Raw genomic sequence first — 22,871 nt, 5'->3', positions numbered from 1 at the left:
ATCATGGCGGCTGCGGAGCGGCAGAAAGGTGAACGCGTCACCTTCGAGCGCGGCATCCCCGCGCAGATGATGGGCATCGACGGCACCTGGCGGCGCGATTGCAAGATGGAAGACGTCTCCGAGACCGGCGCCAAACTCACGGTCGAAGGCTCGGTCGAGGGGCTGCATCTGAAGGAGTTTTTCCTGCTGCTCTCGTCCACGGGACTCGCCTACCGCCGCTGCGAGCTGTCCTGGGTCAATGGCGACCAGATCGGCGTCAATTTCCTCAAGCAGGGCGACAAGAAGAAAAGAAACACCCGCGCCGTGGATATGGATGCGGAAATCTGAGCCGCGCCTCGTTTTAATGTCCCGTTCCGGTCGCATAATCGTCATGTCGGGCGGTTATGGCGTGAAGTACCGATGCGGCGCAGGATGGCGGTGATATGATCCGCGGTGCTTTGCCAGCCTGTGCGTGCGTATCCTGACCCACGGTATCCACCCCGGCGCCGATCGGGCGCTTGAACAACGGCCGTAGAAATCCCCGAAATGTCCGTACATCCCAGCAAAGCCATGGTCCTCGCCGCCGGCCTCGGCCTGCGTATGCGCCCCTTGACCGACCATATGCCGAAGCCGCTGGTCAGCGTCGCGGGAAGAACGCTGCTCGATCATGTGCTCGACAAGCTCGCCGACGCCGGCGTCGATGAAGCCATCGTCAACGTGCATTATTTGCCTGACCAGATCATCGACCATGTCGCGGGACGAACGCGGCCTCGCGTGATCATTTCCGACGAGCGTGACGCCGTGCTCGGCACCGGCGGCGGCGTCGTCAAGGCGCTGCCTTTACTCGGCGACGCGCCGTTTTTTCATGTCAATTCCGACACGATGTGGATCGACGGCGTGCGGCCCAACCTGACGCGCCTGGCCGAGACCTTCGATCCGGCGCGGATGGATATCCTGCTCTTGATGGCGCCGACCATCAGCAGCATCGGCTATGGCGGCCGCGGCGACTACGCCATGCTGCCCGACGGCGCCCTGCGCAAGCGCAAGGAGCATCAGGTGGTTCCATTCGTCTATGCGGGCGCGGCGATCATGTCGCCGTCGCTGTTCGCCGATGCGCCCAAAGGCGAATTTTCGCTGACCCGGATGTTCGACCTCGCCAATGAGCAGGAGCGGCTGTTCGGCCTGCGGCTCGACGGCGTCTGGATGCATGTCGGAACCCCCGATGCGGTCCATGCCGCGGAAGAGGCGTTCCTGGAAAGCGTCGCTTAAGTTTCACGCGTAAAAGCCATCGTCATTCCGGACGACGCGAAGCGACGATCCGGAATCTCGAGATTCCGGGTTCGATGCGCTGCATCGCCCCGGAATGACGGTGAGAGTCCAACGACTCCCCCCTTTTCTCCACCCATGCCATGATGCCGCCTGATCCCGCGAATCAGGAAGCCCATGCGCGTTTTCAGCGTTCCCCTCTCGGCACCGTTCCTACGCACCGTTATCGCGGCGCTGATCGACGGCAGGCTGGTCGGGGGCTTCGAGGCCCGCGCCAATCCGGAGCGGCTGGCGCAGGCGACGCTTTATCTGCCGACCCGGCGCGCCGGGCGCATGGCGCGGGAAATCTTCCTCGATGAGCTGAAGACCGACGCCGCGGTGCTGCCGCGCATCGTCGCGCTCGGCGACATCGACGAAGACGAACTGGCCTTCGCGCAGGCCGCGTCTCCCGGATGGGCCGCGCTGGAAATTCCGCCGGCGATGGATGGGTTGCAGCGCCGCCTGCTGCTGGCGCAATTGATCGCATTGTGGGCGAAGCAACTCAGGCCCGGCGATCCCGCCCAGGCTCCGCTGGTCATCGGCGGTCCGGATTCTACGCTCGCGCTGGCGGACGATCTGGCGCGGCTGATGGACGACATGGTCACGCGCAAGGTCGACTGGCGCGCGCTCGACGGGCTGGTGCCGGACGCGCTCGACCGCTATTGGCAGCTCACGCTGCAATTCCTCACTGTCGCCCGCGATACCTGGCCCGCGATCCTCGCCGAACGCGGCAAGATCGAACCGGCGACGCGCCGCGATCAGTTGATCGAGGCGGAAACCGCACGACTCGGCGCCCATCACGACGGTCCGGTGATCGCGGCGGGCTCGACCGGCTCGATGCCGGCGACGGCAAAATTCCTCCATGCCGTCGCGGCCTTGCCGCACGGCGCAGTGGTGCTGCCGGGGCTCGATACCGATCTCGACGACGAGGCCTGGCAGTTGATCGGCGGCACCCGCAACGCGGCGGGCCAGTTCACCGCGCCGCCCGCGTCCAACCATCCGCAATTCGCCATGCACGCGCTGCTGCAACGGTTTGGCCTGAAGCGCAGCGACGTCGAAACCCTGGGCACGACCGCGCCGAAAGGACGCGATGTGCTGGCATCCGAAGCGATGCGGCCCTCGAACGCAACCGCGCATTGGCAGCAACGGCTGACCGAGCCCGACATCATCGGAAAGATCGCGCGCGGCATGACCGGCCTTGCCGTGATCGAAGCGGCCAATCCGGAAATGGAGGCGCTGGCGATCGCGGTCGCGATGCGCGAGGCGCGGCATCTCAACAAATCGGCCGCCTTGGTCACGCCCGATCGCGCGCTGGCGCGGCGGGTCATGGCGGCGCTGGGCCGCTGGAATCTGGCATTCGATGATTCCGGCGGCGATGCGTTGATGGACACTCCCGTGGGCGTCTTTGCACGGCTCGCCGCCGCCACCGTGGCGCGGCAGCTGGAGCCGCCGACGCTGCTGGCGCTGCTGAAACATCCGCTATGCCGGCTCGGCCGCGCCCCGCGCCCGCTCAAGCATACCGTCGAGGCGCTGGAACTGGCGCTGCTGCGCGGCACGCGGCCGCAAGCCGGAAGCACCGGCCTTGCGCGGGATTTCGACCGCTTCCGTACCGAGCTTGCAAAACTGCAACGCGGCGAGAACTGTTCGCTGCATCATTCGGAACCGCGGACCAGGCTTGACCACGACGAGCTCGATCAAGTCCAGGAGCTGATCGGGTCATTGCAGGCGGCGCTGGCCCCGCTCGAGCGCCTTGCTGCATCAAGGCCGCATGATTTCGCCGATCTCGCCGAGCGCCATCGCGACGTCTTGATGGAATTGTCGCGCGATCAGGACGGCGTGGCCTTGGCCTTCGAGGGCCATGAGGGGCTGGCGCTTACTTCGGCGTTCGACGATCTGCTCGGCGAACGGACGCCAAGCGGCCTGATGGTGCCGCTCGCCGACTACCCCCAGATCTTCCAGACCGCCTTTGGCGACCGCGTGGTGCGGCGACCGGAAGCCGCCGAAGCCAGCCTGCGGATCTATGGTCCGCTGGAGGCGCGCCTGACGCAATCCGACCGCGTCATCCTGGGCGGGCTGGTCGAAGGCGTCTGGCCCCCGGCGCCGCGGATCGATCCGTGGCTGAGCCGGCCGATGCGGCACGCGCTCGGCCTCGATCTGCCGGAACGCCGCATCGGTCTTTCGGCGCATGACTTCGCGCAATTGCTCGGCCATGAGGAGGTGATCCTCAGCCACGCCGCGAAAATGGCCGGCGCGCCCGCGGTGGCCTCGCGATTCCTGCACCGGCTGGAGGCTGTCGCCGGCGATGAGCGCTGGAAAGCCGCAAAATCCGCCGGCGAAGATTATATGCGCTTTGCCGCGGAGCTCGACCGGCCGGACAAGGTCGAGCCGGTCCCGCAGCCCGAACCGAGGCCGCCCCGCGCGGCGCGGCCGTTGAAATTGTCGGTCACCGCGATCGAGGACTGGCTGCGCGATCCCTATACGATCTATGCGCGACATATCCTGCGGCTTGTTCCGCTCGATCCCGTCGATATGCCGTTGTCGGCGGCCGACCGCGGCTCGGCGATCCACGAGGCGCTCGGCGAATTCACCCAGACCTTCGCGCACGCGCTGCCTGATGATCCGGCGCGCGCGCTGCGCCAGATCGGTGAAAAATGGTTTGCGCCGCTGATGGAACGCCCCGAGGCGCGCGCGCTGTGGTGGCCGCGCTTCCAGCGCATCGCGGCCTGGTTCGCGAGTTGGGAAATCGCCCGGCGCGGCCAGATCGGCGGCATCGACGCCGAGATTCAGGGCAAAATCCCGGTCCATCTCGACGACGAGCGGATCTTCATCCTGTCGGCCCGGGCCGACCGGATCGAGCGCCTGACGGACGGAAGCTACGTGATCCTCGACTACAAGACCGGACTGCCGCCCTCCGGCAAGCAGGTGCGCATGGGGCTGTCGCCACAGCTCACGCTGGAGGCGGCGATCCTGCGCGAAGGCGGCTTCGAAAATATTCCGGCGAACAGTTCAGTCAGCGAGATCGGCTATATCAGGCTCAGCGGCAATAATCCGCCGGGCGAGCACAAGCCGCTGCAATTGAAGGTCAACAAGAGCGATCAGCCGCAATCCCCCGACGATGCCGCCAGCTATGCGCGGCAGCAGCTCGAGGCGCTGATCCGCAAATTCGAAAACGAAAGCGAGCCTTACAAATCGCTGAACCTGCCGATGTGGGCCAACCGTTACGGCAGTTACGACGACCTCGCCCGGATCAAGGAGTGGTCCGCGGCCGGCAACTCGGGATCGGAAGAACGGTGAAAACGCCACGCCCGATCCCCGACGCCGTGCGCGCCGCGCAAGCGCGCGCCTCCGATCCCGCCGCCTCGGCCTTCGTCTCGGCCAATGCAGGTTCAGGCAAGACCCATGTGCTGGTGCAGCGGGTGGTCCGGCTGCTGCTCGAAGACGTGGCGCCGGAAAAGATCCTCTGCATCACCTTCACCAAGGCGGCCGCGGCCAATATGGCGGAGCGGGTATTCTCGACGCTCGGCCATTGGATCACGCTCGACGATGAGGCGCTCGATACCGCGATCCGCGGGGCCGGCCTGCCGCGCTCCAATGCGCGGTTGCGGCGGCGCGCCCGCGAATTGTTCGCCTGCGCGCTGGAGACGCCGGGCGGCCTTAAAGTACAGACCATCCACGCGCTCTGCACCCGGCTGCTGCAACAATTTCCGTTCGAGGCCAATGTGCCGGCGCATTTCGCGGTGCTCGACGAGCGCGACCAGGCCGAGATGATGGAGCGCGCCAATCTCGCGGTGCTGCTGGAAGCGGCCCGCGACCCCGCAAGCCCCGCCGGCCGCGCGCTCGACGTCGCCATGTCGAGCGCCGCCGATGTCACCTTCCAGGACGTGGTGCGGGAGGCCTGCCTCAGCCGCGATCACTTCATGGCATGGACCGACGCCGCCGGCAGCGCCGACACCGCGGCCGCGCAGCTGTCCGCGGCCCTCGGCGTCGACGCGTCAGAGAGCATCGAGGACATCGAGCGCATGATTGTCGATGGCCCATATGTCAGACGGTCAGGGTGGGAAGAGATCGCCGCCATTCTCGGCACTGGCAGCAAATCCGATCAGGATCAGGCAGCGCGGCTGCGCGATGCACTGGCGTTCACCGGCGCCGCTCAGGTCGATGCGTATCTCTCCGTCTTCCTGACCGACACCGATCACACGCCCCGCAAATCGGTGCTGACAAAGAGCTTTGCGCGGGACAATCCCACGATTGGCCGTTTGATCGAGGCAGAAATTCTCCGTCTCGATCCTCTGATCGAGAAGCGCCGCGCATTGGCGATCCGCGACCGCACCCAGGCGCTGCTCTCCGTCGCGACCGCGGCGGCGGCGAATTACCGGCGCGAGAAGCGGGAGCGCGGTCTGCTCGATTACGACGACCTGATCGATAAGACGCTGGACATGCTGGACGGCGGGGCCTCGGCCTGGGTCCATTACAAGCTCGACCGCGGCGTCGACCATGTGCTGATCGACGAGGCGCAGGACACCAGCCCGCGACAATGGGGCATTGTCGCGCATCTGATTTCGGAGTTCACCTCCGGCGCGGGCGCACGCGACGACATCGTCCGCACCATCTTCGCGGTCGGCGACGAGAAGCAGTCGATCTTCTCGTTTCAGGGCGCCGACCCCCATGAATTCGACGCCCGCCGCCGGGCGCTGAAGAAAAAATTCGAGGATGCCGGGCTGAAATTCGATCCGGTCTCGTTCACCTATTCGTTCCGCTCGGGCCCGGCGATCCTGCAATCGGTCGATCATGTGTTTCGCGACGAAGCGATCTACCGCAGCATCCATGCGGAAAATGCCTATCCGGTGCATGAGGCCATGGCCGACGCCGGGCCCAGCCTGATCGAGCTTTGGGAGCTGGCGAAAGCCGACGGCCGGCAGGATATCGAAGGCTGGCGCGCGCCGTTCGACGGCGTTGCGGCGACCAGCCCGGAAGTCAAGCTCGCCCGGCGCATTCAGGCCGAGATCAAGCGGCTGGTCGACAGCGGCGCGATGACAGGCCACGCCGGTCAGCGCCGGCCGCTGCGGTTCGGCGACATTCTGGTGCTGGTGCGCCGGCGCGGCAGCGCGTTCGACGCCGTCATTCAGGCGCTCAAGCACGCCGACATTCCGGTCGCCGGCGCCGACCGGCTCAAGCTCACCGAGCATATCGCGATCATCGATCTGATGAACCTCGCCGACGCGTTGTTGCTGCCGCAGGATGATCTGGCGCTCGCGGTGGCGCTGAAGAGCCCGCTGTTCGGCCTCACCGATGACGATCTGTTCACGCTCGCATGGCAGCGCAAAGGCTCGCTGCGCGAAGCCTTGGGCCAGCACGGCGCGACATCGGACAGATTCAGGGAGACGCTTGCGCGCCTTGAACGCTGCGAGCGCCGTTTCACCGACGAGACGCCGTTTGCGTTTCATGCCTGGCTGCTCGGCGGCGACGGCGGCAGGGAGCGCATCCTCAAGCGGCTCGGGCCCGAAGCGACCGACGCGCTCGATGAATTTCTCGAACTCGCGCTCGGCTATGAACGCAAGGCGCCAGCCTCGCTGCAAGGCTTCATGGCGTGGCTGCGCGCCGCCGACACCGAGGTGAAGCGCGACATGGAAATCTCGCGCGACGAAGTCCGCGTCATGACGGTACACGGCGCCAAGGGCCTGGAAGCGCCGGTGGTGTTTCTGGTGGACACCACGACCTCGCCTTCCGACACCCAGCGCCGCCGGCTCGTCCATCTGCCGCCGGGCAACGGCGCGCCGCGCGGGCCCGGAGTCGTGGTCTGGGCCGGCCGCAAGGCGGAAGACCCTGCCGCGGTCGCCGCGGCCCGCGCGGCGATGATCGGCGAAACCGAGGACGAATATCGCCGCCTGCTCTATGTCGCGATGACGCGCGCGGCCGACCGGCTGGTCGTCGGCGGCTGCATGCCGGGCAATGCGAACAAGGTCAGAGACCTCTCCTGGTACGACCTGATCGCCAAGGGCCTCGACAAGTCCGGCTTGCATGTACAGGAACTGGAAACCGCCGACGGCAAGGTGACGCGCTATTCTCGTCCCGAGGATACCGTCACCGAGATAGCCGCCACGCAAACCCAGACACCGGCCCCGCCGGCCGCATGGCCCTCCTGGCTGCGCATACCGGTTCCGGCCGAGACGTTTTCCAGTCATTTGCTGCGTCCGTCCGGCGCGGACGACGAGGGTCACCGCGTCCGGACCGGCGAATCGATCCAGGAGCGCGCGCGCGCGCTTCAGCGCGGCAGCCTGGTGCATCGGCTGCTGCAATCGCTGCCGGATGTTCCGGGCGAACGCCGCCGCGACGCCGCGCTGAACTATCTGAGCCGCAATGCCGGCGGCTGGACCGAAGACGAGCGCGCCGCACTGGCAAAGGGGGTGCATGTCCTGATCGAGGACCCGCGATTCGCCGCGGTTTTTGCGCCCGGCAGCCGGGCCGAGGTTTCGATCGTCGGCCGGCTGGAACGGCCGGGCCGGCCCCCGGCGCTGGTCTCCGGTCAGATCGACCGGCTGGTGGTGACGCCAGGCGAGGTCCTGATCGTCGATTTCAAGACCAACCACGCCCCGCCCGGCGCGCCTGAAGAGGCGCCCGCCGCCTATGTCCGCCAGCTTGCGCTGTACCGCGCGGTGTTACGGAAGCTTTATCCGCAACGGGCGGTCCGCGCCGCGCTGCTCTGGACCGAAACCCCTGAATTGATGGAGATTTCCTCCCCCGCGCTGGACACTGAGCTGGCATCCCTTGGTGCCGGGGGTGACCGAGCTTGACCCGGCAAGGCCGCGTTCATAGGTTGGACCTATGATCCTTGGCGCGATTCCTTTTCGCGCCTTCCTTCTCAACCGAACGAGGTAATTCCGATGGCCGTTGGCAAGGTTTCCGATGCCGATTTCGAAGCCGAAGTGCTCAAGGCAACCGGCCCGGTGGTGGTCGATTTCTGGGCCGAATGGTGCGGTCCCTGCCGCATGATCGCGCCCGCGCTCGAGGAGATTTCCGGCACGATGGGCGACAAGGTCAAGATCGTGAAGCTGAACGTCGACGAGAGCCCGAAGACGGCCTCAAAATACGGCGTGATGTCGATCCCGACCCTGATGGTGTTCAAGGGCGGCGAAATGGCTTCGCGCCAGGTCGGCGCCGCGCCGAAGCAGAAGCTGCAACAGTGGATCACCGCTGCGGTCTAATCCGCTTCGTATCACCCAGTTTTCAAAAACGGCCGGCAAATAGCCGGCCGTTTTTCTTTGTCGCAAAGGATGAAAGATAAAGCCGGCCCGTAATCAGGCGGCGCGGATGCGACTCAGGAAATTGTCCACCTGTCCGCGCATCTCTTCGGCCCGCCGCGCCAGTTCCCCCGATGCCGACCGGACATCGGTCGCCGCCGCGCCGGTCCGTTCGGCGCCTTCCCGAACTCCGGTCGCGTGCCGCGCGGCATCCTGGGTACCCGCCGCGGCCTCGGTCGCAGCCCGTCCGATCTCCCGCGTCGCCGCCGCCTGCTGTTCGGCCGCGGCCGCCAACTCCGAGGTATTGGCGTCCAGCTGCCCGATCGTATGCACGATCGTCGCGATCGCCTGCACCGTCCGCTCGGTCTCGCTCTGCATCGCCGCGATCTGGGCGCCGATCTCCTCGGTCGCCTTGGCCGTCTGCGCCGCCAGGGTTTTCACCTCCGAGGCCACCACCGCAAAGCCCTTGCCCGCCTCGCCGGCCCGCGCCGCCTCGATGGTCGCATTCAGCGCCAGCAGGTTGGTCTGTCCGGCGATGTCGCTGATCAGCTTCAGGACCTCACCGATCTGGCTCGCCACGCCGGCCAGGCTTTGCACCGTGCTGTCGGTCTGCCGTGCGCTATCGGCGGCGTGCCGCGCCGTCGCAGCGCCTTCCGACACCTTGCGCGCGACTTCGGCAATGGAAGTCGCAAGCTCCTCGGTAGAGGCCGCCACCGTCTGCACATTCACACTGGCCTGTTCGGAGGCCGCCGCCACGGAACTCGCCTGCTGCGTGCCAGTCTGGGCGGTCGAGGTAAGTTCGACCGCCGTGGCGTCAAGCTCGGTTGCCGCCGCCGCCACCGCCCGCAAAACGTCAGCCGCTTCGGCCTCGAATTCACGCACCAGCCCGCTCAGCCGCTCCGCCTGGGCGGCTTTGGCTTCCTGCTCGCGGGCCTGCATGGCCGCCATTTCCTGGCGCTCCACGGACCCTGCGCGCAGGGTTTCCACCGCCTGGGCCATTTCGCCCAGTTCGTCGCTGCGGTCGCGGCCGGGAACTTCGACCTCAAGCTCGCCGCCGGCGATCCGGGTCACTGTGGAGGTCATCACCCGCAGCGGCTGCAACACCCGCCGCAGCAGCAGCCATATCGAGCCAATCGCAACGCCGCATACCAGGACAGCCAGCGCCAGCGCGGAAAAGAAGGTTCGCTCGCCGGAATTCGAGGCCGCCTCGGTTTGCGTCAGCGCCTCGTCCAGCGCCGCGTCGCGCAGCGCCAGGATCTCCGCCTGCGATTTCAACGACCACGGCCTGAATTGCGGGACCGTGGTGCCCCAATCCACCTTGCCACCGCCGACGCCGGCGCGCGCCAGCGCCAGCACTTCCAGCCAGCGCGGCTCGGACTGGGCCTGGATCGCCTGCTGCTCTTTCAGGGCACGCTGCAGATGCGCGTTATCCGGCATGTCGGCAATCAGGCGCTGCGCGGTCGCCCATGCCTGATCCATCCGGCCGGTGAAACGGAACATGTCTTCGTAGACCTGCGGCTCGATTTTAAGGCCGCCGATCCAGTTGCCGACGGGCACGCTGCGGCGGCCGACGAAGTCACGGAAATCCATCGCGGCCAGCGCGATTTCCACGAACAATGCCGCATCCGGCGAAGTGGCCGCCACACGCTGGCTCGCCGTCGCCGCCACGCCACGCAAGGCCTCCACCGACTGATTGCGCAGGGTTTGCATGGCGTCGGGCAAAGCGGGGTCTCGCTCCGCGAGCGGCTTGGCGAATTCCTCCATGGTGCGGGCCCGTCCCGCCTGAACCCGCGCCAGGGTATCCTGCGCCACCTTGCCGTCAAAACCGCCTTGTGTGGCGCTGAGCGCCGCCGCCTGCAGCATGCGGTCGGTCCGCGGCGCCGCCCGGCGCGCCGCATCAACGTCCGGCGTGGCTAAATGTAGCTGGCCTGCAAAGGGGCCGACTTCTTCCGCAATCGCGGTCTGCGCCCGTTGCGCATCGCTCACGACGCGCGTGGCGAGGGTCGCCACCTGCTGTTGCTGCCAGTCGTTCCAGGCATCGATGGAAAGCCAGAGCGCCGCGGCCGCGCCGGGTAACGCCACCGAACAAAAGCACCCGAGGAAGAAAGTACGGATCCGCATCTTGATATGCACTCCATCGGAAACGCCACTGTTCTGCCACAGGTAGGGTTTCCGCCCCCTTAATGAGCTTGGGGTAGCAGCCATACAGAGCGAGGTCCTGCCGCCGGGACGTGCTTCAGGCCGGCAGCGTGCCGTTGGCGGCGAGCACATGGCCGGCGAGATAAAGCGAGCCGGTGATCAGGATGCGCGGCGGCACCTCATAAGCAAGGCGTGTCAGCGCGTGCAGCGCCGCTTCGACGCTGGGAGAGGTTTCCACGCGCATGCCGAGCGAGCGCGCGGCGTCCGCCAGCCGGTCCGGCGGCATCGCATTGCCGCGATCGGGGATCGGCACCGCCATGATGTGGCGGGTCAGCCCGGCGAAATTGGCGAGAAACGCGCCGGCATCCTTGTTCGCCATCATGCCGGCGATGACCACGAGCGGCCGCGACACCCGCTCTTCGAGATCGCCCAGGGCCGCGGCGGCGACGCGCCCGCCCTCGGCATTATGCCCGCCGTCGAGCCAGATCTCGCAACCCGCCGGCGCTGCATCCACCAGCGCACCCGACGACAGGCGCTGCATCCGCGCCGGCCATTCGGCGTTGACGATGCCGGCCTCGAACGCCGCATGGTCGATCCTGAAAGCGTCGAGCGCGCGCAGCGTCGCGATCGCAAGCCCGGCATTGTCGAACTGATGCCGCCCGAACAGCCGGGGCGCGGCGAGGTCCATCAGCCCGCGATCATCCTGATAAACGAGACGTCCGCGCTCGACATTGACGTGCCAATGCTGTCCGGCGGCGTGCAACGGCGCGCGCAGGCGGCGCGCCTGCGCTTCGATCACCGCCATCGCCTCCGGCGCCTGCTCCGCGCAAATCACCGGCGCGTGGCGCTTGATGATCGCGGCCTTCTCGGCGGCAATCGCAGCCAGCGTGCGCCCGAGAAATTCGGTGTGGTCAAAACTTATCGGCGCGAGCACGGTCGCAAGCGGCGCCTCGATCACGTTGGTGGCGTCGAGCCGCCCGCCGAGGCCGACTTCCAGCAGCAGCACATCGGCCGGATGCTGCGCGAACAGGTAAAACGCCGCCGCGGTCTCGGCTTCGAAAATCGTGATCGGCGCGCCGGCATTGACCCGCTCGCAATGCTCCAGCGTCCCGCGCAATTCGTCGTCACTCACGAGCGCCCCGCCACCGGCGCTGCCGAGACGAAAGCATTCGTTGATCCGCACCAGAAAAGGCGAGGTGTAGACATGAACGCGCAGGCCCGCCGCCGCCAGGATCGCGCGCAAATAAGCGATCGTCGAACCCTTGCCGTTGGTGCCGGCGACATGAATCACCGGCGGTAGCTTGCGCTCGGGATGATCGAGCCGCTCCAGCAGCCGGTGCATCCGCTCCAGACCGAGATCGATGCCTTGCGGGTGCAGCGCGGATAATCGCGCGATCACATCGCGGAGCAATGGTGACGGTATGGAGGCGGGCGCGTTCACGCGTGCGGGGCGGCCGGCACCGTTTCCGGAGCCGTCACAATCTGGGCCGCCGAGACCTGCGGCGCCGTCTTCACCGCCGGCTCAAGCGCCGGAGATTTCATCAGCAAGCGGCAGAGCCGCGCCAGGGTGGCGCGCATGTCGTGACGGTGAACGACCATGTCGACCATGCCGTGGTCTTTCAGATATTCGGCGCGCTGGAATCCTTCCGGCAATTTTTCGCGGATGGTCTGTTCGATCACCCGCGCGCCGGCAAAGCCGATCAGCGCACCGGGTTCGGCGATCTGCACATCGCCCAGCATGGCATAAGAGGCGGTGACGCCGCCGGTGGTCGGATTGGTCAGCACCACGATATAGGGCAGTTTGGCTTCGCGCAGCATCTGCACACCGACCGTCGTGCGCGGCATCTGCATCAGCGACAGGATGCCTTCCTGCATCCGCGCGCCGCCGGACGCGGCGAACACGATAAACGGCGACTTCTTCTCCAGCGCCAGTTCGAGCCCGCGCACGATCGCTTCCCCGGCGGCCATGCCGAGCGAGCCGCCCATGAAGTCGAAATCCTGCACCGCGATGACGGCGCCGGCGCCTTCGAGCTTGCCGTAGCCGACCTTGATGGCGTCGTTCAGACCGGTCTTGGCGCGCGCGTCCCTGATGCGGTCGGCATATTTGCGTTCGTCGCGGAATTTCAGCGGATCGGCCGTCACCTCGGGCAGCGCGACATCGAACCAGGTCTCGTTGTCGAAGACCGATTTCAGCCGCGCCACCGCGCCCATGCGCATGTGGTAATTCGAGCCCGGAATGACGAACTGGTTGGCCTCGACATCCTTGTAGAACACGAGCTGCCCTGAATCCGGGCATTTGATCCACAAATTCTCCGGCGTCTCGCGGCGCAGGATGTTGCGGATTTTCGGCCGGACGACATTGGTGAGCCAGTTCATGGTTCGCTCCCGATTAGCGATCAAACAGCGACCGCCTTGCAAATATATGGCGGCCCGGGCTAGGCCCGGCAAGCCGACGCTTGCACCGCAATTATGGCTTATTCCGCGGCCTGTTTCGCAGCCCTTACGCCCTGCGCCAGCGAGGCCACGAGATCGGTCACCGCGCCGATCGTTTGGGCTGTCGCGCGGCTGTCCGCATCGAGGCTGCCGCGCAGGGCATCAATCAGCGCCGTGCCGACGACCGCGCCGTCGGCGCTGCCGGCGATCGCGCCGGCAGCTTCCGGCGTCCGGATTCCGAAGCCGACGCAGACCGGCAATTTGGTGTGCCGCTTGATGCGGGCTACCGCCGCGCCGACAGCCTTGGCGTCGGCGCTCGCACTACCGGTAATGCCGGTGATCGAAACGTAATAGACAAAACCGGAGGTGTTCGAGAGCACCGCGGGCAGCCGCTTGTCGTCGGTGGTCGGCGTCGCCAACCGGATGAAATTAAGCCCGGCCTTCAGCGCCGGCAGGCACAATTCCGTGTCTTCCTCGGGCGGCAGGTCGACGATGATCAGTCCGTCGACGCCGGCCGTCCTGGCGTCGGCGAGAAACCTGTCGACGCCGTAGATATAGATCGGATTGTAATAGCCCATCAGCACCAGCGGCGTCGTGTCGTCGTCCTTACGGAAGCCGCGCACCATCTCGAGAGTCTTCTTGAGCGTCATGCCCGCCTTCAGCGCGCGCAAACCCGCGGCCTGAATCGAGGGGCCATCCGCCATCGGATCGGTGAAGGGCATGCCGATCTCGATGATGTCGGCACCCGCTTTGGGCAGCGCCTTAACGATGTCGAGCGACGTCGCGAGATCCGGATCGCCCGCCATCACAAAGGTAACGAGGGCCGAGCGGCCTTGCTTCTTCAACTCGGCAAAACGGGTATCGATGCGGGTGGTCATGGTGCGGCATTCGCTGTGCTACACCTCTCCCCGCCGGGGAGAGGTCGGCTGCGCAGCAGCCGGGTGAGGGGGATGGATAGGTTCAAGGCCAGAGCACGAAGCCTTCGTGCGTCACAGACAAGTGCCGAAGCTAAGCTTTGGCAAGCGCTCCGCAATCGGAAGCTGGCGCGCTGGAAGTTTCGCCGCCAGCACCCGATTGACCGATATATCGTCGATTTCGTAACGCTCGACGGAAAACTGATGGTTGAAGTCGACGGCGTGACCCATTCTGAACCTTCTGATGTCAAGCGAGACAAGGCGCGGTCAGATGTCCTTGAAGCCAGCGATTTCCTTGTCGTCCGCGTCTCAAATACGGACGTGTACGAGAATCTCGAAGGAGTCCTCGAAATGATCGAGAGCTCGCTTCGATCCGATTGAGCGGAAAGATCCCTCACCCGGCTGCTGCGCAGCCGACCTCTCCCCGGCAGGGAGAGGTGAAGAGAGCGCCACCTTTCGGCCATCACGTCTTCCTGCTCTTCAGGATGTCGCCGACCTGCGGCACGTCCTTGTCGCCGCGGCCGGAGAGGTTGACCACCATCAGATGATCTTTCGGCCGCTTCGGCGCGAGATCCATTACCTTGGCGATGGCGTGGGCCGGCTCCAGCGCCGGGATGATGCCTTCCAGCCGCGACAGCAGTTGAAACGCCGCCAGTGCTTCGTCGTCGGTCGCCGACAGGTAGGTCACCCGGCCGGTTTCGTGCAGCCAGGAATGCTCTGGACCGATGCCGGGATAATCCAGGCCGGCCGAAATCGAATGCGCCTCCAGGATCTGGCCGTCATCGTCCATCAGCAGATAGGTGCGGTTGCCGTGCAGCACGCCCGGCCGGCCGCCGGCGATCGAAGCCGCATGCAATTGCGTCAGCCCGTGGCCCGCGGCCTCGACGCCGAAAATCTCGACGCCGGGATCGTCGAGGAACGGATGGAACAACCCCATCGCGTTGGAGCCGCCGCCGATGCAGGCGATCAGCGAATCCGGCAGACGGCCTTCGGCCTCCTGCATCTGCACGCGGGTCTCGCTGCCGATCACCGACTGGAAATCGCGCACCATCATCGGATAGGGATGCGGTCCCGCGACCGTACCGATGCAGTAGAATGTATTGTGGACGTTGGTGACCCAGTCGCGCAGCGCTTCGTTCATCGCATCCTTCAGCGTGCGCGAGCCCGATTGCACCGGGACTACCCTGGCGCCCAGCATCTCCATGCGGATGACGTTGGGCTGCTGCCGCTCGACATCGACCGCGCCCATATAGACCACGCATTCGAGCCCGAACCGCGCGCACAGGGTCGCGGTGGCGACGCCGTGCTGGCCGGCGCCGGTTTCGGCGATGATGCGCTTCTTGCCCATGCGCCGCGCCACCATGATCTGGCCCAGCACATTATTGACCTTGTGCGAGCCGGTATGATTCAGCTCCTCGCGCTTGAAGTAGATTTTCGCCCCGCCCAGATGCTCGGTCAGGCGCTCGGCGAAATAGAGCGGCGACGGCCGGCCGACATAATGCTTGAGGTAGCCGTTCATTTCCGCCTGGAAGGCCGGGTCGGCCTTGGCCTCCGCATAGGCTTTTTCCAGATCGAGGATCAGCGGCATCAGCGTTTCCGCGACGAAGCGGCCGCCAAAGATGCCGAAATGCCCGCGCTCGTCGGGTCCGCTACGGAAGGAATTGGGCAGGTTCGGGGTCATCGTACGCTTAACTCTTGGGTGGCGCGCGCGGCGCGGATGAAGGCGCGGATCAGCTCGGGATCCTTGACGCCGGGCTCACGCTCGACGCCGGAGGAAACATCGACGCCGCCGGCGCGGGTGACGCGAACGGCTTCCGCGACATTGCCGGCGTTGAGACCGCCAGAGACCATGAAGGGCAATTTGAGATCGAGATTCTCCAGTACGCGCCAATCGAATGCCGCGCCCAGACCGCCCGGCCGGGTGGCGCCCTTCGGCGCACGGGCGTCGAACAGAATCCGGTCGGCGATCGCCGCATAGCCCGGCAGCGGCGCAAGGTCGGCCACATTCTCGACCGCGATGGCCTTCATCACCGGGAGACCGAAGGTCTGTTTGATATCACGCAGCCGGGCCACGCTTTCCTTGCCGTGAAGCTGAAGGATGTCCGGCCGCAGCGTTTCGACGATGTTGGCCAGCGCCGCATCGTCGGCATCGACGGCAAGCGCGACCTTGAGCGCACGCCGCCCGACCTGCCGGCCGAGATCGCGCGCCGTCTCCAGACCGATGTGACGGGGCGACGGCGGAAAGAATACGAATCCCACCATGTCGGCGCCTGCTTGCAGCGCGGCATCCAGGGTCTCGGGCGTAGACAGGCCACAAATTTTGACAACCAGGGACATGCTTCACGGTTTGGGACGGTATGGGCCAGAAACGCGGCGGCAGGCTCGAAAACCGGGCCGCGCGGGCGCGTTCTACAACGTCGCGCCCTGCTTGTCTCGCCCGGCAGCGCCATAATGCCCGCCCTGGGTCAATGCCGGAAACGGTTGGGGAGCGCTGGCCCGGGCGGTCGCGGCAGCCCGCAGATCGGCTAGTTGCGCCCGCGCGGCCCGGGCATCCGCCTCATGCCGGCGCGCCGCCCGGCGCCAGCGGCGTTGCCGGAACCAGGTGGCGAGACCGCCCGCCACCACGCCTGCAATGGCAACCGCGATAATGACGACGAATAGCGGCAGCCGGACCGCGATCGAAGGATCGCTGGAATTGAAAGGGTCGAACGACAGCGTCACCAGATGACGGTTGGCAACCGCAAAGACGACGAAGATCAGGCCCAGCGGAACGACGACCAAAGCCGTGAGAAATTTTCGCATGACCATCTCTCGCATCGCTGGAGATCGGCGGGAACATCTTCCGCAGCACGCTACACGTTATACGTTACAAGTTTGAAGATGCGCGGGACCGGAACGGCTCAAGCGCCGCCGGCGTCAGGCGCACCGTTCTCGCGGTTCAGCCGCTCGCGCATTTCCTTGCCCGTCTTGAAAAACGGAACACTTTTCTGATCCACCGGCACATGGGCGCCGGTGCGCGGATTACGACCCGCCCGGGCCGGGCGATGCTTCACCGAAAACGCGCCGAAACCGCGCAGTTCGACCCGGTCGCCACGCGCCAAAGCTGCGACTATTTCATCGAGGATCGCGTTCACGATATTCTCGACGTCCCTCTGGTAGAGGTGCGGGTTGTGCTCGGCGATGCGTTGAACGAGTTCGGATTTGATCATCGAAGCCAGGGTCCGGAGGACGTGCGGATGCTCATTTCCGTGAAAATACCTTGAACTGTCAAGACGCTAAATCAATTTGGGGCATTGCGAAAACACGTGACAAACGAATCGGCGCGAAAATTGTGACTATACTCGCAGTGCGGGAAAACCGATTGGAGACCGGATTCGTGCCGCTCAATTGGACCCGGCTGGCTGCCAAAGCGCCAACATGCCGTCGAGACCGAAGCGATCGACAGCCTGCACGCTGCCGTTCTGTTCAAGCTGGCGCGCAATGTTGCTCAGGCCGAGCGCATCGAGCGTGATCGAAGCCGCCGTTCGCAGAAAGGTGAGGTCGCCGAAACGCGGCTGCAATTTGTAATCGCGCACGGGAAGGTCTGGCTTCACGTCTTTCTGTGCGACCAGCCACGCCACCGCGGTTCTTTCATCGCCAAGTTCGTCGATCAATTTGAGATCAACCGCCTGGTGGCCGGTGAAGACCCGTCCGTCCGCGACTTTTTCGAGCTGGTCATCGTTCATGCCGCGACGCTCTTTGACGAGACCGCGAAACCACGCATAGGAATCCTTCACCAGCGCATCCAGCGCCGCGCGCGCTTCGGGGCTGGTCGGCTCAAACCCGTTAGGGGCGGCCTTGAGCGGCGAAGACTTCACTTCCTCGACCTTGACGCCGACGGTTTTCAAAAGGTCGGTGAAGTTCGGAAACTGGAACAGCACGCCGATCGAGCCGACCAGCGAGGTCTGCTGCGCGATGATGTGATCGGACGCGATCGCGGTGATGTAGCCGCCGGAGGCCGCCAGCCCCTCGACCACCACGACCAGCGGCTTCTTCGCCTTCAGCCGCATCAGCGAATCGTAGAGCTGCTCCGAGCCGGCGGTGGTGCCGCCGGGCGAATTGATATGCACGATCACGGCCGCGGCCTTCGAATCCGCCAGCCGTTCCAGCGCCTCGACGCGATCCTGGTCGCTGCGGATCAAGCCCTCGATGGTGACACGGGCAATCGAGCCCGAGGCCGTGAGCGCGCCACGGCCGGCCGGCGTCACGGCCATGCCGACCGCGATGATCGCGGCGATCGCGATGGCTGTGGCCACCACGCGCCAGAACGTCAGCTTGCGGCGCAGCCTGCGGCGATCGACGATCACGTCCGAATCGAGCGACATCGACATTTCTCCTGAAACAGCCGGCGTGTTTTGCATCCGCAGCGTAACTATCCGGTTATCAGACTACATCAATTCAAGCACAATTTGAAGAAAACAGGTTCGTCATTCCGGGGCGATGCCACCGGGTCCGCGCGAAGTGCGGCCCGATGACAGGCTCCGCATCGAACTACGATGTGCAATTGCACATCGGAGGACTGGTGCTGGCACACCATCCCGGAATGACGGTTGGAGGGAAAACAAAAAGGCCCCGGTCGAAACCGGGGCCTGATTGATGGGCGCGGCTGAAGCAACCGGTTATTTTTCGCGATTCTTGAGCGCGGTGCCGAGGATGTCGCCCAGCGTTGCTCCCGAATCGGAGGAGCCGTATTGCGCGATGGCTTCCTTCTCTTCGGCGACTTCGAGCGCCTTGATCGAGACCTGCACCTTGCGCGCCTTCTTGTCGAACTGGATCACGCGCGCATCGACCTTCTCGCCGACGGCGAACCGCTCGGCGCGCTGATCATTGCGGTCGCGGGCCAGTTCGGATCGCTTGATGAAGGTGGTGAAGTCGGTGCCGGCGATCTTCACTTCGATGCCGCTTTCCTTCACCTCGAGCACTTCGCAGGTCACGACCGCGCCCTTCTTGACGTCGCCCGGTTCGGCGAACGGATCGCCTTCGAGCTGCTTGACGCCAAGCGAGATGCGCTCCTTTTCGACATCGACATCGAGCACCACGGCTTTCACCATGTCGCCCTTCTTGTAATTGTCGATCACCTGCTCGCCCGGAAGCTTCCAGTCGAGATCGGACAGATGGACCATGCCGTCGACATCGCCCTCCAGCCCGAGGAACAGGCCGAATTCGGTCTTGTTCTTGACCTCGCCTTCGACCACCGAACCGACCGGGAACTTCTCGATGAAGACTTCCCAGGGGTTGCGCATGGTCTGCTTGAGCCCGAGCGAAATCCGGCGCTTGACGGAATCGACCTCCAGCACCTGCACTTCGACTTCCTGCGAAGTCGAGACGATCTTGCCGGGATGCATGTTCTTCTTGGTCCACGACATTTCCGAGACGTGGATCAGGCCTTCGATGCCCGGCTCCAGTTCGACGAAGGCGCCGTAGTCGGTGATATTGGTGACGCGGCCGGTGAAGCGGGCGCCCAGCGGATATTTCGCCTCGATGCCCTGCCACGGATCGTCCAGCAACTGCTTCATGCCGAGCGAAATGCGGTGGGTTTCGTGGTTGATCTTGATGATCTTGACCTTCACGGTCTGGCCGATGGTCAGCACTTCGGTCGGGTGATTGACCCGGCGCCAGGCGATATCGGTGACGTGAAGCAGGCCGTCGATGCCGCCGAGGTCGACGAACGCACCGTAATCGGTGATGTTCTTGACGACGCCGTCGATCACCTGGCCCTCTTCGAGGTTCTGTACCAGTTCCTGGCGCTGTTCGGCGCGGGTCTCTTCCAGAACCGTGCGGCGCGACACCACGATGTTGCCGCGACGGCGATCCATCTTGAGGATCTGGAACGGCTGCGAATTGTTCATCAGCGGCGCGACATCGCGAATCGGGCGGATATCGACCTGAGAACGCGGCAGGAAGGCCACCGCACCGTCAAGATCGACGGTGAAGCCGCCCTTGACCTGGTTGAAGATGACGCCATGCACCTTCTCGTTATTGTTGAAGGCCTTCTCGAGCTTGCCCCAGCTTTCCTCGCGGCGCGCCTTGTCGCGCGACAGCACGGCCTCGCCGAGCGCGTTTTCGATGCGGTCGAGAAACACCTCGACCTCGTCGCCAACCTTGAGTTCGCTTTCGCGGCCGGGTCCTGCGAACTCGCGCAGCGCCACGCGGCCTTCGGTCTTCAGGCCGACATCGATGACGGCCATGTCCTTTTCAATTGCAACTACCTTGCCCTTGATGACCGAGCTTTCCTGCAAATTGCCGCCGGCAAAGGACTCATCAAGCATCGCGGCGAAATCGTCGCGGGTAGGATTATAAGAAGCAGCAGTCGAAGCCATTTGTTCTCCAGATACGGATATCGCCGGCCAGTCGGGTTAAAGGGCGCATCGCGCGTGAGATGTCAGAGTTCCGCAAACCCTAACGTCCGCTTAGCCGCTGGAAGTCGCGGAAAGCGGGCCGGCAGCATGCCTGCACGTGAGATACGTTTGATGGCGCGCATTCCGCAAAAGCGGGTACCGGTTCTGCGAAAAGAATGCGCGTGACCTAGATGCCCGGGACCTGAAATCGGTTTATCGACTTCGAAGATCTGGAAGCGGGCTTTCCTCCAATGACGGCAGCGGTTCAGTTTGAAAACGCTCAAGCCCGCTGCCGGCCCGCTCGGACAGCCTCGATAATGTCGATGGCGGCCCGGACGCCGCCTTCTATATCCAAATGCGAGTTATCAAGCAAGTGAGCATCCGGCGCTGCCTTTAAAGGAGCCGTGGCGCGATTCCGGTCACGTTCGTCGCGGGCCAGGATATCCGCCAGCACCAGAGCCTCGTCGGCCTCCTCGCCGCGCGCTTTGGCCTCCAGGGTACGGCGGCGGGCGCGGACCTTGGGATCGGCGATGACGAAGATCTTCACGTCGGCATCCGGGCAGATCACGGTGCCGATGTCGCGGCCGTCGAGCACAGCGCCGGGCGGACCGGCGGCGAAATGCCGCTGAAAATCGACCAGCGCCTCCCGCACCCGCGGGAATGCCGACACCACCGAGGCGGCCTCGCCCACCTGCTGGGTTTTCAGCACCGGATCACCGAACTTTTCGGGGTCGAGTTCCATCGCGGCCGCAACCGCGCGCGCCTCGTCGTTCAGGTCGGCGCCGGTATCCAGCAAGGACTTGGCGACCGCACGATAGATCACGCCGGTATCGAGGTGGCGATAACCGTAATGATGGGCAAGCCGCTTGCCGAGCGTACCTTTCCCGGAAGCCGCCGGGCCGTCGATCGCGATAATCATGAAAACTCCGCTCCCAGCGCGCGCATCATCGGGATGAAATCCGGGAAGCTGGTGGCGATGAAAGCGGTATCGTCGACCTTCACCGGCTTGTCGGAGGCGAGCCCCATCACCAGCCCCGACATGGCGATGCGATGATCCATGTGGGTGGCGACGAGGCCGTCCCCCTCGACATGGCCCCTGCCTTCGACGATCAGGTCATCGCCCGAGATCTCGACCTTGACGCCGTTGACGCGCAGCATGGCGGCAGTGGCTTCCAGCCGGTCGGATTCCTTGACGCGCAATTCCTGCAGGCCCCGCATGATGGTGGTGCCTTCGGCAAAGGCCGCCGCCACCGCGAGCACCAGATATTCATCGATCATCGAGGGCGCGCGTTCCGGCGGCACCTCGACCCCGTGCAACCGCGAGGCGCGCACGCGAAGTTGCGCCATCGGCTCGCCGGCATCGCCCCGCGCATGGCTTTCCTCGATCGAGGCGCCCATCTCGCGCAGCGTCGTGAACAGGCCGGTGCGCAACGGATTGGTCATGACGTCGGGCAGCACGATGTCGGAGCCCTCGACGATCAGCGCGGCAACCAGCGGAAACGCGGCCGATGACGGATCGGCCGGCACGACGACATTAGCGCCATGCAGTTCGGGCTGGCCGGTAAGCGCGATCCGGCGGCCGTGGCTGCCTTCCGGCGTCGAGACGATCTCGGCGCCAAAATGCTTCAGCATCAATTCGGTATGGTCGCGGCTGGCCTCGGTCTCGATCACCGTCGTGACGCCCGGGGCCGCCAGCCCCGCCAGCAGCACTGCGGATTTGATCTGCGCCGATGCCACCGGGGTGCGATACAATATCGGCAGCGGCTCGCGGGCGCCGGCCAGCGTCAGCGGCAAACGGCCGCCCTCCCCGCCTGCCGTCACGCGCGCGCCCATCCGTTCCAGCGGATCCAGCACCCGCCGCATCGGCCGGCTGCGCAGCGACGCATCGCCGTCGAACACCGCCGTGATCGGGCAGCCGGCGACCGCGCCCATCACCAGCCGGCAGCCGGTGCCAGAATTACCGAAATCGAGCGGAACGTCAGGCTGGGCGAAGCCGGCGACGCCGACTCCCTGTACCGACCAGGCGAATTCGCCGGTCCGCTCCACCCTGGCGCCCAGCATCCGCATCGATTTGGCGGTGTTAAGGACGTCCTCCCCCTCCAGAAGGCCCGAAATCCGGGTTTCGCCGACCGCCAGCGCCCCCAGGATCAGCGCCCGGTGCGAAATCGATTTATCGCCGGGAACGCGCGCTTTCCCGGTCAGGGGCCCGCTAGAACGGGCCTCAAGCGGCATTGCCGGGGTGGGTGAATGGGTCAAGATTGTGTCCTCTGCACGCGGCGGCAGGTAGCACATGCGCCACACGGCGTCACCCGACTGTCAAAGTCCTGTAGACCGCTATTGACAGCGGCGCTTCAACTAGCCAAGTGAAGCACCGTTTTTCAGAAATTCCCAGGATTCATGCACGTGGCCAAATCCGACCTCGGAACCAAACGCATTTGCCCCACGACGGGTAAGAAGTTCTATGACCTGAACAAGAGCCCGGTGAT

Annotated in this window: 18 protein-coding genes and 1 pseudogene; 7 read left to right on the top strand and 12 right to left on the bottom strand. The window is 65.2% G+C overall.

Features of this window, described 5'->3' with window-relative positions:
• Positions 1-3 precede the first annotated feature (3 nt).
• The 5 genes and pseudogenes from HB630_RS26400 (at position 4) to trxA (ending at position 8,486) form a co-directional block, all read left to right on the top strand.
• On the top strand, positions 4-327 hold the full coding sequence (locus HB630_RS26400; protein ID WP_213775654.1) for a PilZ domain-containing protein: 324 nt from the start codon (positions 4-6) through the stop codon (positions 325-327).
• 198 nt (positions 328-525) lie between these two features.
• Positions 526-1,248 (top strand): nucleotidyltransferase family protein, encoded by a 723-nt coding sequence (locus HB630_RS26395; protein ID WP_213775653.1) that lies wholly within the window; start codon positions 526-528, stop codon positions 1,246-1,248.
• A 174-nt stretch (positions 1,249-1,422) separates the two neighbouring features.
• Positions 1,423-4,578, top strand: a complete 3,156-nt coding sequence (gene addB, locus HB630_RS26390; protein ID WP_213775652.1) for a double-strand break repair protein AddB — start codon at positions 1,423-1,425, stop codon at positions 4,576-4,578.
• Positions 4,575-8,097: pseudogene (addA, locus tag HB630_RS26385) on the top strand (double-strand break repair helicase AddA). The gene addB and the pseudogene addA overlap by 4 nt, the downstream one beginning before the upstream one ends.
• Before the next feature lie 68 nt (positions 8,098-8,165).
• Positions 8,166-8,486, top strand: a complete 321-nt coding sequence (trxA, locus tag HB630_RS26380) for a thioredoxin (RefSeq protein ID WP_213775650.1) — start codon at positions 8,166-8,168, stop codon at positions 8,484-8,486.
• A gap of 93 nt (positions 8,487-8,579) precedes the next feature.
• On the opposite strand, the gene HB630_RS26375 is transcribed toward trxA, so the two are convergent.
• From HB630_RS26375 to trpA, 4 genes are all read right to left on the bottom strand, one after another.
• Entirely contained in the window at positions 8,580-10,643 is a 2,064-nt protein-coding gene (locus HB630_RS26375) for a methyl-accepting chemotaxis protein (RefSeq protein WP_213775649.1), read from the bottom strand.
• 115 nt (positions 10,644-10,758) lie between these two features.
• Positions 10,759-12,003, bottom strand: coding sequence for a folylpolyglutamate synthase/dihydrofolate synthase family protein (locus HB630_RS26370; protein WP_213775749.1), 1,245 nt, complete (start codon positions 12,001-12,003; stop codon positions 10,759-10,761).
• Between the two features lie 95 nt (positions 12,004-12,098).
• Positions 12,099-13,037: an acetyl-CoA carboxylase, carboxyltransferase subunit beta gene (gene accD / locus HB630_RS26365; protein WP_213775648.1), complete on the bottom strand. Its 939-nt coding sequence runs from the start codon at positions 13,035-13,037 to the stop codon at positions 12,099-12,101.
• Between the two features lie 98 nt (positions 13,038-13,135).
• The gene (gene trpA / locus HB630_RS26360; protein WP_213775647.1) at positions 13,136-13,972 is read right to left on the bottom strand and encodes a tryptophan synthase subunit alpha; all 837 of its coding nucleotides are present in this window, start codon (positions 13,970-13,972) and stop codon (positions 13,136-13,138) included.
• A gap of 72 nt (positions 13,973-14,044) precedes the next feature.
• On the opposite strand from trpA, the gene HB630_RS26355 reads away from it, so the two are divergent.
• Positions 14,045-14,389: an endonuclease domain-containing protein gene (locus tag HB630_RS26355; protein WP_213775646.1), complete on the top strand. Its 345-nt coding sequence runs from the start codon at positions 14,045-14,047 to the stop codon at positions 14,387-14,389.
• 82 nt (positions 14,390-14,471) lie between these two features.
• Here the strand turns inward: HB630_RS26355 and trpB are convergent, their stop codons facing one another.
• The 8 genes from trpB to aroA all read right to left on the bottom strand — a co-directional run bounded on the left by trpB (position 14,472) and on the right by aroA (position 22,617).
• Complete coding sequence (trpB, locus tag HB630_RS26350) at positions 14,472-15,689, bottom strand: tryptophan synthase subunit beta (RefSeq protein WP_213775645.1); 1,218 nt, start codon at positions 15,687-15,689, stop codon at positions 14,472-14,474.
• Positions 15,686-16,345, bottom strand: a complete 660-nt coding sequence (locus tag HB630_RS26345) for a phosphoribosylanthranilate isomerase (RefSeq protein ID WP_213775644.1) — start codon at positions 16,343-16,345, stop codon at positions 15,686-15,688. Before HB630_RS26345 ends, trpB begins: the two co-directional genes overlap by 4 nt.
• A gap of 72 nt (positions 16,346-16,417) precedes the next feature.
• Positions 16,418-16,810, bottom strand: a complete 393-nt coding sequence (locus HB630_RS26340; RefSeq protein ID WP_213775643.1) for a lipopolysaccharide assembly protein LapA domain-containing protein — start codon at positions 16,808-16,810, stop codon at positions 16,418-16,420.
• 98 nt (positions 16,811-16,908) lie between these two features.
• On the bottom strand, positions 16,909-17,217 hold the full coding sequence (locus HB630_RS26335; protein ID WP_213775642.1) for an integration host factor subunit beta: 309 nt from the start codon (positions 17,215-17,217) through the stop codon (positions 16,909-16,911).
• Between the two features lie 174 nt (positions 17,218-17,391).
• Entirely contained in the window at positions 17,392-18,372 is a 981-nt protein-coding gene (sppA, locus tag HB630_RS26330) for a signal peptide peptidase SppA (protein ID WP_213775641.1), read from the bottom strand.
• A gap of 294 nt (positions 18,373-18,666) precedes the next feature.
• Positions 18,667-20,367: a 30S ribosomal protein S1 gene (gene rpsA, locus HB630_RS26325; protein WP_213775640.1), complete on the bottom strand. Its 1,701-nt coding sequence runs from the start codon at positions 20,365-20,367 to the stop codon at positions 18,667-18,669.
• A gap of 298 nt (positions 20,368-20,665) precedes the next feature.
• Positions 20,666-21,304 (bottom strand): (d)CMP kinase, encoded by a 639-nt coding sequence (gene cmk / locus HB630_RS26320; protein ID WP_213775639.1) that lies wholly within the window; start codon positions 21,302-21,304, stop codon positions 20,666-20,668.
• Complete coding sequence (aroA, locus tag HB630_RS26315) at positions 21,301-22,617, bottom strand: 3-phosphoshikimate 1-carboxyvinyltransferase (protein ID WP_213775748.1); 1,317 nt, start codon at positions 22,615-22,617, stop codon at positions 21,301-21,303. Before aroA ends, cmk begins: the two co-directional genes overlap by 4 nt.
• 171 nt (positions 22,618-22,788) lie before the next feature.
• Here aroA and HB630_RS26310 point away from each other — a divergent pair.
• Positions 22,789-22,871, top strand: an 83-nt coding sequence (locus HB630_RS26310) for a TIGR02300 family protein (protein ID WP_213775747.1), incomplete at its 3' end; no start/stop codon positions are given.

Origin of the sequence: Bradyrhizobium sp. dw_78 (assembly GCF_018449525.1) — a bacterium.
In the GTDB taxonomy this organism is placed as follows: domain Bacteria; phylum Pseudomonadota; class Alphaproteobacteria; order Rhizobiales; family Xanthobacteraceae; genus Bradyrhizobium.
This window is presented reverse-complemented; position numbering and strand designations above follow the sequence as displayed.

Excerpts from the sequence above, each read along its gene's own strand:
- HB630_RS26400 (WP_213775654.1), top strand. The coding sequence starts at position 4 with ATGGCGGCTGCGGAGCGGCAGAAAGGTGAACGCGTCACCTTCGAGCGC.
- HB630_RS26395 (WP_213775653.1), top strand. The coding sequence starts at position 526 with ATGTCCGTACATCCCAGCAAAGCCATGGTCCTCGCCGCCGGCCTCGGC.
- addB (WP_213775652.1), top strand. The coding sequence starts at position 1,423 with ATGCGCGTTTTCAGCGTTCCCCTCTCGGCACCGTTCCTACGCACCGTT.
- trxA (WP_213775650.1), top strand. The coding sequence starts at position 8,166 with ATGGCCGTTGGCAAGGTTTCCGATGCCGATTTCGAAGCCGAAGTGCTC.
- HB630_RS26375 (WP_213775649.1), bottom strand. The coding sequence starts at position 10,643 with ATGCGGATCCGTACTTTCTTCCTCGGGTGCTTTTGTTCGGTGGCGTTA.
- HB630_RS26370 (WP_213775749.1), bottom strand. The coding sequence starts at position 12,003 with ATGCACCGGCTGCTGGAGCGGCTCGATCATCCCGAGCGCAAGCTACCG.
- accD (WP_213775648.1), bottom strand. The coding sequence starts at position 13,037 with ATGAACTGGCTCACCAATGTCGTCCGGCCGAAAATCCGCAACATCCTG.
- trpA (WP_213775647.1), bottom strand. The coding sequence starts at position 13,972 with ATGACCACCCGCATCGATACCCGTTTTGCCGAGTTGAAGAAGCAAGGC.
- HB630_RS26355 (WP_213775646.1), top strand. The coding sequence starts at position 14,045 with ATGGATAGGTTCAAGGCCAGAGCACGAAGCCTTCGTGCGTCACAGACA.
- trpB (WP_213775645.1), bottom strand. The coding sequence starts at position 15,689 with ATGACCCCGAACCTGCCCAATTCCTTCCGTAGCGGACCCGACGAGCGC.
- HB630_RS26345 (WP_213775644.1), bottom strand. The coding sequence starts at position 16,345 with ATGTCCCTGGTTGTCAAAATTTGTGGCCTGTCTACGCCCGAGACCCTG.
- HB630_RS26340 (WP_213775643.1), bottom strand. The coding sequence starts at position 16,810 with ATGCGAAAATTTCTCACGGCTTTGGTCGTCGTTCCGCTGGGCCTGATC.
- HB630_RS26335 (WP_213775642.1), bottom strand. The coding sequence starts at position 17,217 with ATGATCAAATCCGAACTCGTTCAACGCATCGCCGAGCACAACCCGCAC.
- sppA (WP_213775641.1), bottom strand. The coding sequence starts at position 18,372 with ATGTCGCTCGATTCGGACGTGATCGTCGATCGCCGCAGGCTGCGCCGC.
- rpsA (WP_213775640.1), bottom strand. The coding sequence starts at position 20,367 with ATGGCTTCGACTGCTGCTTCTTATAATCCTACCCGCGACGATTTCGCC.
- cmk (WP_213775639.1), bottom strand. The coding sequence starts at position 21,304 with ATGATTATCGCGATCGACGGCCCGGCGGCTTCCGGGAAAGGTACGCTC.
- aroA (WP_213775748.1), bottom strand. The coding sequence starts at position 22,617 with ATGCCGCTTGAGGCCCGTTCTAGCGGGCCCCTGACCGGGAAAGCGCGC.